The sequence below is a fragment of the Longitalea luteola genome, from assembly GCF_017356035.1.
Classification (GTDB): Bacteria; Bacteroidota; Bacteroidia; order Chitinophagales; family Chitinophagaceae; genus Niastella; species Niastella luteola.
In genome coordinates, this window is record NZ_JAFIQX010000001.1 from 918,072 (window position 1) to 930,412 (window position 12,341).

Here is a 12,341-nt window from a genome sequence, read left to right on the forward strand (position 1 = left end):
ATTAATCTTCACATATTCTTAATGCATTAATACCTATTTTTGCCCACCACCTGCATATGATGAACGGACGCAAAAATAATTTAAAAGATGGTTCGGCCCTGATTTTATCTGTATGGCTTTTGCTATTAACGTCTGATATCTGGGCGAATTATTTTTTCAAACCCGATTTTACCAAATCCTTAACCAGAAATGTTCAGGATACTACAAAGCCCGTACGTTTACTGGATACTGTTCCGGGTAAAACAGATTCTTTACTTAGGATAAAAGATACCATTCCCTCAGATACTATTCCCTCGAAAGATACATTAATAAACAAATCAGACACGTTTAATGTTGCTGTTTCCCAGGATTCACTGGATGCACCGGTTGCGTATAAGGCATCCGACAGTATGGTGCTGGTGGTGCCTGATAAGAAGATCATCCTCTACAGCAAAGCAAATGTTAAATATAAGGATATGGATCTGTCGGCCGACAGTATTGAAATGGATCAGGGGTCGCAGATGGTAACGGCCACGTTCCGCAGAGATACAGCAGGCGCTATGGTGGGTAAACCGGTCATGGTGCAGTCGGATAGTAAAATGTCGTCGGACGTCATCAAGTATAACTTTAAAAGCCAGAAGGGGATCACGGAAAATACCATTACCCAGCAGGGTGAGATGTATGTGCAGGGGGAAAAAGTAAAGAAGATCAATGAGCGCGACTTTTATGCTTACCGGTCACAGTTCACTACCTGTAATCTGGATACGCCGCATTTTGCTTTTCGCGCCAATAAGATGAAAATGGTAAGCCAGAAGCTGGCGATCTCAGGACCCATTCACCCCGAGTTTGAAGGAGTGCCGGTTCCCATATACATTCCGTTTGGTTTCTTCCCATTATCACAGGGCCGCCACTCCGGTATTCTGCCTCCGCAGTTCTCGCAAAGCGAACAGTTTGGGTTGGGACTGGAAGGGCTGGGCTATTACAAAGTGATCAATGAATATTTTGATGTGACCCTGCGTTCGAATTTATATTCATACGGCGGTTATTCGTTGTTTTTAACACCTACCTACCGCAAACGCTACCGGTATAACGGAACCATGAACCTGTCGTATCAATCCTCGAGGATCTTATCAACCGGTTCGAAGAATGAGTTCGACAATACAAAGACCTACAGTGTGAACTGGAGCCATTCGGTTGACAGCAGGGCAAGGCCTGGACAAACTTTTTCAGCGAACGTGAATGTGGCATCCACCCGATACAACCGGCTTATACCAAACAATCCTACACTCAACTTTTCAAATACACTCACTTCATCAATAGCCTACTCCAAAACCTGGGGTACGAAGTATAACCTCACGGCTACTGCGAACCACAGCCAGAATAACCAGACGCGTGATATCAATCTCAGCCTGCCCAATATGTCTTTTACGGTAAATACATTTTACCCGTTACAACCCAAAGATTTTGCCGGCGAGTCGAAGTGGTATCATAAACTCGGTATCGGGTTGAACAGTACGCTGGCCAACCAGGCAAATTTCAAAGAAGAAAATTTCAGTTTCAGGACCCTGATCGATTCTGCCCAATGGGGCGCGCAGCACTCGGTGCCTATTCAGTTATCGCTGCCACAATTGGGGCCCTTACAAATAGCGCCGGGTATCAGTTACCAGGAGAAATGGTACCAGAGGAGAATGAAAAGGGCATGGAACCCTAATACCTACAAAGTAGATACAGTTGAGATGACAAAAGGATTGTACCGGGCCAGCGATGTGTCGTTCAGTTTAGGTATTAATACGGCCATCTTTGGGATGTTCGACAAATTTGGTAAAAAGAGCCCGATAACCGCCATTCGCCACGTGATCAGGCCAACAGTTTCGGCCAGTTACCGGCCAGACCTCGGGGGAAAGCACTATTATGATGTGCAGGTGGATACCGCATATGGGAAAAATCCGGGAGAGGGACACTTTCAGCGCTTCTCTTATTTTGAAGGAAGCATTTACGGGCCACCGTCAGAAGGGACCTTTGGTGGTATCAGCTTTGGTATCGATAATAATATAGAGGCGAAAATGCGTTCCAAAAAAGATACTTCGAATGGCGGCATCAAAAAGATCCGGTTGATAGATGGTTTCGGTTTTACCAGCAGCTACAACTTTATGGCCGACTCCTTCAAGCTGGCGCCATTTAACCTGTATGTACGCAGCACTCTGTTCGACAAGATCAATATTACTGCCGGTGCTAACCTCGATCCTTACCAGGTTGATTCGTTTGGTTACCGCATGAATAAGTATACCTGGGAAGGGGAGAAATTCTCTTTCAGCAAACTGGGCCGTATCACGAGTGGGAATATCGCCATTTCAACGTCGTTCCAAAGCCAGGCAAAAGATAAAAAAGCAGCAGAGCAGAAAGAGGAGGCTTTGCGACAGCAGGGTATCTTAACGCCCGAAGAACAACAGGCGCAATTGGCGTTTGCGCGGGCCAACCCGGCTGAGTTTGCTGATTTCAATGTGCCGTGGTCGCTGAGCTTATCGTATTCCATGACCTTTACGCGTGCATTGAGGCCCGATTATTCGGGATGGGAAACAAATACCTACGCCAACCTGAGCTGGAACGGAGATTTCAATCTGACGCCGAAATGGAAGTTTGGCATGAACGGCTATTACGATATCAAGACCTCACAGATACAAACCTTTACCATGTATATTTCGCGGGAGATGCACTGCTGGCAGCTGAGCATCAATGTAACCCCGGTGGGCTTGTACCGTACGTTCAATTTTACGATCAGTCCGAAGTCGGGTATCCTGCGTGACCTGAGGCTGAACCGTACACGTTATTTCTATCAATAACCCCCGGTGAGCAATTTCTGATTTCTGATTTCGGGATTTTGAGATCTCTTTACGTTCAGCTTAATAATTAAATCTCAAAATCCCGAAATCTCAAAATCTCGAAATCTCAAAATCAGACATCCCGAAATCACTTTGCGTTCCTGGTGTAGTAATCATACATGACCTGAAAAACTCTCTCTTTTAACGTCTGCGTGGTGTCACCCGGTTGAACCGGAACAGGCGGCAGAAAATGCATTTCCATTTTATGCGGTAACAGGAAGAAGGGTTTGCTGGCCGGTAATACTTTCCGGGTATTGAATATCAAACTGGGAATAATGGCTTTGCCACTGTCGATGGCGAGGCGGAACGCTCCATCGTGAAAAGATTTCAGCGGCTGACCGGTAAGGTTACGGGTGCCCTCGGGGTACAGGCACATATGTAAACCCATTTCCAGCACCTTGCGCATTTTCAAATAACTTTCCTTACGGCTGGCTTCGCTTTTGCGATCAACGAGTACCGAACCTGCTTTATAGATCATTCCGAAGATGGGGATCTTAGCCATTTCAACCTTGGCGATTGTTTTATTGCCGCCGGGAATGGCCGGGTAGGAGATGGGTACATCCATAAAAGAATTATGGTTGCTAACGACGATATACGTTTCGCCGGGTGCAAAATGTTTTCTTCCCCGTACTTTCAGCGGACAGCCAATGAGAGGAAGGTAAATGCCCATCCAGATGCGGGAAATAGCAGCAAAGCGCCTGGTCTTTTTAGGCTCGGCCAATGGATAGCTGAAGATCAGGAAGGGGACCAGCACTATGAGCAAAGTGATAACAAATACCAATGCCGCCCAGGCTGCACAAATTCTGCCTACTATTTCTTTGATGATTTTCATTCTAAATAAAGCTTCGGTGTTCAAAGCGCAAGTTACAAGTTTCAGGTTACAGGTTACGGTAAATGACAGACATGAGGCTCAACTGAAAGCCCTGCAACTTGTTACCTGAAACGGTATTCACATGGTTTTACAATGCCCAGTTAATTGGATCAATACCGTTTCTAACCAGGTATTCATTGGCTTTTGAAAAATGGCGGCAGCCGAAAAAACCGGCATGCGCCGACAGCGGGGAGGGGTGTGCCGATTTCAATACCAGGTGTTTGGTTTCATCGATGAGCACTTGTTTTTCCTGCGCAAATTTTCCCCACAGCATGAAAACCACATGGGCCTTTAATTCGGAGATCTTTTTTATGACATTATTGGTGAACTCTGCCCAGCCGATTTGAGAATGGCTCATGGGTTCGGCAGCGCGTACAGTTAAAGAAGCATTGAGCAGCATGACACCCTGTTCGGCCCATTTGGTGAGATTGCCGTGATTGGGAATGGGAACACCAATATCACTATGCAGTTCTTTAAAAATATTTACCAGCGAAGGCGGCGGTGCTACGCCATCGGCAACGGAAAAACAAAGGCCGTGCGCCTGACCGGGACCGTGATAGGGGTCTTGTCCAAGGATGACCACTTTTACCTGGTCGAGTGGAGTTGTGTTGAACGCATTAAATATCTGGGAACCGGGCGGATAAATGGTTTTCCCGGCCATTTTTTCAGTCTTCAAAAACGTAACAATATTTTGAAAATAGGATTTGGCAAATTCGGGTTTCAAGGCTGTTTTCCAGCTTTCCTCAATTTGTACGTCCATGATACATTACATATTTGCGATAAAAATAAGGAAAGGGAATTTATTTGATATAGATAATTTACCTGCTATGTAACTGATACAGTTACTACGTGCTAATATTTTTTTTGCAAAGAGTATTCAGGATGCGTTAAATTAGAACGCCGAACGCAAACGCCGAACGCGAAACGCCGAACGCGAAACGCTCAACGCAAAATCCGCCAAAGGCGAACCCGCGGAGGCAACATGAAAGCGCGGAATAACCGGACTCAGGCGTTAAGCGTTACGCGTTGAGCGTTAAGCGTACATTAACTTATCCTTACTGCTGATGTTGAATAATAATGACACACAGTTGGAAGCCACATGGCTGCAACGATTGCAACACAATGACGAGCAGGCCCTGGCTGCCATCATGAGAAAATATTATACTGCCTTATACAATTATGCGGCACGTTTTACCAATGACGAAGCCCTCATTAAAGATTGTATCCAGGAGGTGTTTATCAGTTTATGGCAAAGAAGAGAAAATGCCACTTCCATTTTATCGCCCCGTTATTATTTATTGCGTGCTGTAAAGAACAAGGTGCTGAAATCATTGCACCAGCATAACATCCGCACCGGTTCCATGGAAAGCGAAGACGCCTATGATTTTTTACAGGAGTTCTCCGTAGAAAAACTGATCATCGACAGACAGATGTCGGAAGAACAGGCTACCATCTTACGCAAGACCATGGCGCAATTGTCGAAACGCCAGCATGAGCTCATTTATCTAAAATTCTACCAGCACCTCGATCATGCCCAGATAGCCGGATTGATGAATCTCAGCCGGCAATCGGTATACAATCTCCTGCACGAAGCCATTCAAAAATTACGTAATCTGTACCAGGCTGAGATCTTTAATCAATGATGCTCCCCAGCCCCGAATTACCAGTTTGCAGTTTGCACCGGTTGTCACTGCCCACTGCCTTCAGCATTTAGCGTCTGCCTGCCCGCAGGCAGGTTCTGCTTTCAGCGTTCAGCGTTCAGCGTTTAGCGTTTTACGTTTTGCCTTCAGCCTTGCGCCTTCAGCCTTGCGCCCTTTTTGATACTTTTATGCTCTATGTTGGTATTTTTTTAACAATATGCCATTTTACCCAGTAGGAAATCGAGGTAACGGGAACTTATACGTATAACCGAGCTATATGAAGGACTTCCGGCTTTATGATATAGCAGATTTTGTAATAGATGAAGACTTTATCCGCTGGGTACATGAACAGCGTGAAGAAGACAATCTGTTCTGGAATACCTGGCTGCAACAACATCCCGACAAACACCTGGTGATCGCTACCGCCAGGCGGATCGTTAGTTCCATACAGTTCCAGCAAACCACCATAGCTGCGCCGGAAGTGGAGCAGGAGATCAGCAGGTTGTTGCATACGATCAGTACCCAGCAAACACCAGCAGCGCCCCGAACAGCAAGGGTCATTGCTTTTAAATGGTGGTATGCAGCGGCAGTATTATTGTTGAGTTTAACCGGCGGCTGGTATTTTTATTTTCGCAATACATCCAGCCGGCCTTTCGCCTATGCTTCCATGGTAGCCTCCAAACAACTGATAGAACATACGAATACATCCGATCAGCCGCTGGTGTTAGCCCTGCCCGACGGCAGCCGGCTTACCCTGGCCTCCAAAAGCCGCGTAAGTTATGCGCATACATTTGGTTCCGATGATACTACCCGCTACGGCGCGAGCCGCGATGTGTATTTGCTGGGCGAGGCTTTTTTCGAAGTGACCAAAAATCCAAACCGGCCATTCCGGGTGTTTGCCAACGAAATTGTGACCAAAGTGCTGGGCACCAGTTTTACCGTGCGCTCATTTGAAAAAGACACTACCATACAGGTAACGGTTCGAACCGGGAAAGTGAGCGTATATGCACAGGCAGCCACGCCGGCTTCCGCCAAAATGAGTGAGATCATTTTGACGCCGAACCAGCAGCTGTTGTATGAAAGAGCAGCGCAAAAATTTCAGAAGATATTGCTCAACAACCCTGCCCCGATTGTACCGGCCAGTATAACGCGAACCATGATCTATGACGATGCACCGCTCGATAAAGTATTCAGTGATCTCAGTAAAGCCTACGGCATCAGCATTGTTTTCGACAGCGAAGTATTGAAAAAATGCACGGTGACCGCCGATCTTACCAATGAGTCGTTCTACCAGCAGCTGAACCTGATCTGCAGCGCCATAGATGCGCAGTATGAACTGATCGACGGACAGGTAGTGATTGAAGCGAATGGATGTAGATGACGCTGAACGCTGAACGCTGAACGCCAAACGCGGAACGCTAAATGCGCAACGGCCAAACGCAGGAACGCTATAGGAACTGTATTTGAGATAAACGTTATGCATTAGGCGTTGAGCATGATTGGGGGAACTGTATTCGCGTTACGCGTTATGCGTTAAGCATATAAAGCGAGGATGAAATTAGTAAGAGAACCTATATAATGATTATGTAATAAACCCAGTAATATGATCAAGTTACCTCCATAAAGAACAGGCAAAAAAAGAGCCCCGACATTGTTCGCACCAATATCAGGGCTTTAGATGATTTGTCCTGCAGGAATTATGCAGCGGGACAAATATTGATTAAAACTGATTGCTTTAACCAACTAATAGTACAAACTTATGAAAAAAGTACTCGTTAACCAGTTAATCTACCGGTTTATGAGAATAGGATTGCTGCCATTACTATTGATAACCGGCTTTGCCGGCATGATGTATGCCCGTCCGGTACACGGGCAGGAAGTTCTGAATCAGCGTATTAACCTGGTTGCAGACAATAAGGAAATGAAATCGGTGCTCAGTGAGATCAGCCGGTTGGCCGACATAAAATTTGTATACAGCTCCCAGCGTATACCAGCCAAACAGAAAATATCCTGTATAGCCCGCAACCAGCGCCTTGGTGATGTGCTGAACATCTTATTATCGCCTCTGAACATCCTGTATTTTGTTTCAGGCAACCAGATCGTGCTGATGCGGAAAGGTGAAACCTACAATGTAGCCATGTTCTTCACCGACGATCCCCGTCAACTATTGATGGAAGAGGAAACACCGCCCCGGCCCATCACCGGTAAAGTGACTAACGAAAACGGAGAACCGTTGAACGGTGTCTCGGTATTGGTGCGGGGAACCAACAGGGGTACCAGCACCAATGAAAAAGGCGTTTTCGTCATCACGGCCGATGTGGGTGAAACACTCATCTTTTCCATGGTAGGCTATCGCGAATACGCGGTTAAAGTTGGCAACGAAGACAATGTCACCATCCAGCTGCAGGCCGAACAAACCAATATGAACGAAGTGATCATTGTGGGTTATGGTACCCAGCGGCGGAGCACATTAACCGGCGCCATTGCTTCGGTGAACAACAAGACAATTACCGAACTGCCGGTGGCCAGTGTAGAGCAGGCGCTGCAAGGCAGGGTAGCCGGCCTTTCTGTAACCAACAACGGAACGCCAGGCACTTCACCACTCGTGCGCATCCGCGGTGTGAGTTCCATTAGTTTTGCTTCTGACCCATTGTATGTGATTGATGGATTTCCTACCGGCAACCTGGTGCATTTCGACAGTCGCGATATTGAAACGGTTGAAGTGTTGAAGGATGCGAGTGCAGCCGCTATCTACGGTTCACGAGCCACTAACGGCGTAATCATCATTACTACTAAAAAAGGAAAGAAGGATAACAAACTGAAAGTTCAGCTCGATTCCTATGTAGGCACCCAGAAAGCATGGAACACCCTCGACCTGCTGAATACAGAACAATACCTGCGTTATGAACGGGCTTTGAATGGTGCGGCCGGAATTGATCTGCCACCCCGTTTGGAACCCGCCAACTTCAACCAGCCTATTTATAATGGTACTACGCAAACTTATGCGCAAACCAATACCGACTGGCAGGACGCTTATTTCAAGAGCGGCATCATCACACAACATAACCTGGCAGTGAGCGGCGGCAACGACCTGTCGCGCTTTTATTCATCGGCCGGTTATTTCAAACAGGATGGTATTGCACAGGGCGTGTATTACGAAAGAGGAAATTTCCGCATCAATTCAGAACATAAGATCAGCAAGGTCTTCAGCTTTGGCGAAAATCTGTACACCGCTTATTCAAAGCAACGTTATGATGCTACGCCCGATAACAGAACGCGACTGATGAATGTCATTCGCCAGTTACCTTACATGCCCGTTTATGATCCTACCACACAAGGCGGTTTCAGAGACGCCGAGAACAGTGTAGATGGCGCCGACCCAGTCAACCCGGTGATGGAAGCTATACTCTTAGGCAATTCCTATCGTAAGAACCTGAAGATCCTGGGTACTGCCTATGCAGAAGTGAATTTTACGCCCTGGCTTAAATTCAAATCCACTTTCGGCGTAGATCATGTGGCCCTTAACCAACATAATTACGATCCCATTTATACCAGTAAAGGCAGATCTGCTTCTCTGGCCAATATCCAGGATGTTCGCACCAATTTCACTACGTTGCTTTTCACCGAACAGCTTACGTTCGACAAAACCTTTGGCGATCATCACCTGGCTCTTACTGCCGTATACGAACAACAAACCACCAAAGCTGCGGGGTCGCAGCAGGGCGGTAATCAAACTTCCAATGGCATAGAAACGCTTGTAGGAGCTATCAACGCATCGAGCTTTTCTACCCAAAGCGAAAACGAGCTGATCTCTTATGTAGGCAGGGTGAATTATGAGTTTGCCGGAAAATACCTGCTTAGTGCTGCCATCCGCCGCGACGGTTTAAGTGTATGGGCGCCCGGAAATAAATTCGCCAACTTTCCCTCTGCATCCATAGGCTGGCGGGTGAACCAGGAATCCTTTATGAAAAATGCAAAGAATATCTCGGAACTGAAGATCAGGGCCGGATATGGTGAGACCGGCCTGAATGGAATAGGCATATTTGCAGCATTACCCAATTCGCAACTGCCCAACGATTATCCGTGGCAGGCTGTGGTATTGCAGAACGGTGCCTTGTATCCATTCAATAATACGATACCTACAGGCGGTAACGCTTCCTTCTATAATGCATTGGCTAACCCCGACCTGGAATGGGAAAAAACAAAACAATTGAACATCGGCCTTGATCTGGGATTGCTCGGCAACCGCATCAGCGTATCGGCCGACTATTATCGCCGTAAAACAGATAACCTGATGCTGAGTGTGCCAACACCCACTTCGTTCGGTTTTGGCGGTGGCGGCGTATTGGCCAATGTAGGCTCCATGGAAAATAATGGTTTGGACCTGCAACTCACCTATAGCCAAAAGCAGGGTGATTTCAAATGGGATATTGCCGGCAATATCAGTTTCATCAGCAATAAAGTGATCCATCTGAATACGCCCAATGCAACGATCGACCAGGGCGGCGACCAGGATTTTGGCGGTGGTGCACCCATTACCAGAACCATGGCCGGACAACCTATTCAATCTTACCTGGGTTATATCGTTGACGGCATTTTCCAAACGCAGGCAGAAGTGGACGCCAGTCCCTTTCAAACTACGGGTACACGGCCAGGTGACCTGAAGTTCAAAGACATCAGCGGTCCGGACGGCAAACCGGATGGAGTGATCACTGCAGATGACAGAACATTCATTGGCAGTTATCTGCCTGATTTTACTTACTCCCTGAACTTTTCAGGTACCTATAAGAACTTCGATGCCTCGTTGTTTTTCCAGGGCGTACAGGGAAACAAGATCTTTAATGCAACCCGCATTATTACCGAGGGAATGGCGCGTTTATTTGGTGCAGGTACCGAAGTATTGAATGCCTGGACACCGACCAACACCAATACCAGTATACCCAGGGCCATCAGTGGCGATCCTAACCAGAATGTGCGTCCGTCTACACGCTGGATTGAAGATGGTTCTTATCTGCGGTTAAAGAATATAGTTATAGGGTATACGATTCCCGGCAACCTGCTGCAATCTGTGACCAAAGGGGCCGTAAGCAATATAAGAGTATACATTTCATCACAGAACCTGTTAACCTTTACCAAATACAAGGGATGGGATCCTGAGATCGGGACCAAGAACACCACCCTTACCAACGGGATAGACTATGGACAGTATCCTGCTGCACGTTCTTTCCAGTTTGGGATACAGGCAGGTTTTTAGGTGAATCCCATTTGACTTATTTGACTCATTTTAACAATTGCTTATTATGAAACGAACTACTTTATATAAATTCAGCGTTGCCATTGTACTGGTTTTACTGGGCGTCATAGTAGCGTGTGAAAAAAGGCTGGACAAAACCAATCCCAGCTACCCCGACCTGGGCGGCTATTTCAAGAACAGCGAAGAGTTGTTGCGGGGAACCAATTCCGTATATTCTATGTATCATGGGGGATGGCTGGTAGGCCGCGAATGGTTCTTTGTAGAAGATCTGCGCAGTGATGAATTTGCTGCCGGTGGCGGTCAGCTGGAAGTACCGCGGGCGCAGATCCTGAATGGAAATACCACACCCGATAATGCGGTGATGAGTGATGTATGGCGCGGCTGGTATACCGTTATTCACCGGGCGAATACCGTTATAGCCAACGGTCCGAATGTAACTGATAATACATCGTTGCGCGACCGGTGTGTGGCCGAAGCCAAATTCTTCCGGGGCGTAGCCTATTTTGAATTGTTGTATAAATGGGGGCCTGTACCCATGTACCTGCAGCCGGTAACTGCTGCCAACCAGTTTCAACCAAGAGTACCCGAAGCAGAAGTATATAACCAGGTAATAAAAGATCTGAAAGAAGCAGCTGCTGTGTTGCCGGTCTCTTATGGTACCGAAGACCGGGGCAGGGCCACGAGGGGCGCTGCCAATGCCATGTTGGGACGGGTATACATGCAAAAAGGAGATTATGACAGCGCAAAAACCGTGTTGCTGGCAGTGGTGAATAGCAATCAATACTCGATGAATATTCCTTATGGCGACAATTACCTGGAAGAAACGGAGTTCAACCCCGAATCAATTTTTGAAGCCGTATACTTTCAGAATATTCCCAATCAGTTTAACTGGGGCGGCACCGGCGATGATCCCAGCCAGTCGCAGGGAACTACGCGCAACCAGGAGTATTCGCCGATCGCCTGGCGTAATTTAATTCCCAGTAACAAATACCTCGAAGAATTTGAAAAGACCAGCCAGGGCGCGGCCAAAACCGATCCACGTTTCAAGATGTCGGTGTATGAAAGCGGCGACTTCTTTAATAATAATGAATCACAGATCACCGACGATAACCAGAACGGAAATTCATCTGTTGTCCATGGCGTCACCCGCAAGATCAGCTGGCGGAAATTTACCATCATTTACAAACATCCTATAGCCGACCGGGCAGGTGGTGGTAATAATCAACGCATCATCCGGCTGGCGGAAGTGTTGTTGATGCTGGCCGAATGTGAAAATGAGCTGGGCAATTTCAGTGCAGCTGTAGGTTATCTGAACCAGGTACGCGACCGGCCGGGCGTGCAAATGCCGCATTACCCAACAGCCCAGTTCCCAACCGGTAATAAGCAACAGATCACAAGAGCTATTATGCACGAAAAAATGGTAGAGCTGGGTGGTGAAGAGATTCGAAACCGCGATATCATTCGTTGGAGAAAGAAGGGATATTTTACAACTGATCCTGTTTCTTATTTCAGGCCCAATCGCGATGAATTACTCCCCATTCCCCAGGCTGAAATCGATAATAACCCCGAACTCGGCTCAAGGGGTATAGCCAGGCAAAACAGAGGGTACTAAAACATTTCTGATTTTGAGATTTAGGGATTTCGAGATTTTATCAGTTTTTGGCTGGCAAACAAATCCCGAGATCTCTAAATCCTGAAATTCTGATTTCGAGATTTAG

Annotated in this window: 7 protein-coding genes; 5 read left to right on the plus strand and 2 right to left on the minus strand. The window is 46.9% G+C overall.

Annotation, left to right across the window (positions count from 1 at the left end; genetic code table 11):
* Window positions 1–56 precede the first annotated feature (56 nt).
* A complete protein-coding gene (locus tag JUB15_RS03480) occupies window positions 57–2,819 on the plus strand; it encodes a putative LPS assembly protein LptD (protein WP_207510922.1) in 2,763 nt (920 codons plus the stop codon).
* 127 nt (window positions 2,820–2,946) lie between these two features.
* On the opposite strand, the gene JUB15_RS03485 is transcribed toward JUB15_RS03480, so the two are convergent.
* Both JUB15_RS03485 and ung read right to left on the minus strand, forming a co-directional pair.
* Complete coding sequence (locus JUB15_RS03485) at window positions 2,947–3,690, minus strand: lysophospholipid acyltransferase family protein (RefSeq protein WP_207510923.1); 744 nt, start codon at window positions 3,688–3,690, stop codon at window positions 2,947–2,949.
* A 127-nt stretch (window positions 3,691–3,817) separates the two neighbouring features.
* Window positions 3,818–4,489, minus strand: coding sequence for a uracil-DNA glycosylase (gene ung, locus JUB15_RS03490; protein WP_207510924.1), 672 nt, complete (start codon window positions 4,487–4,489; stop codon window positions 3,818–3,820).
* Window positions 4,490–4,793: 304 nt separating this feature from the next.
* Here ung and JUB15_RS03495 point away from each other — a divergent pair, with 304 nt between their 5' ends.
* The 4 genes from JUB15_RS03495 to JUB15_RS03510 all read left to right on the plus strand — a co-directional run bounded on the left by JUB15_RS03495 (window position 4,794) and on the right by JUB15_RS03510 (window position 12,235).
* Window positions 4,794–5,372: an RNA polymerase sigma factor gene (locus JUB15_RS03495; protein ID WP_207510925.1), complete on the plus strand. Its 579-nt coding sequence runs from the start codon at window positions 4,794–4,796 to the stop codon at window positions 5,370–5,372.
* 274 nt (window positions 5,373–5,646) lie between these two features.
* Window positions 5,647–6,750: a FecR family protein gene (locus JUB15_RS03500; RefSeq protein ID WP_207510926.1), complete on the plus strand. Its 1,104-nt coding sequence runs from the start codon at window positions 5,647–5,649 to the stop codon at window positions 6,748–6,750.
* A 378-nt stretch (window positions 6,751–7,128) separates the two neighbouring features.
* Window positions 7,129–10,623, plus strand: a complete 3,495-nt coding sequence (locus JUB15_RS03505) for a TonB-dependent receptor (RefSeq protein WP_207510927.1) — start codon at window positions 7,129–7,131, stop codon at window positions 10,621–10,623.
* 46 nt (window positions 10,624–10,669) lie between these two features.
* A complete protein-coding gene (locus JUB15_RS03510) occupies window positions 10,670–12,235 on the plus strand; it encodes a RagB/SusD family nutrient uptake outer membrane protein (RefSeq protein WP_207510928.1) in 1,566 nt (521 codons plus the stop codon).
* Window positions 12,236–12,341 lie beyond the last annotated feature (106 nt).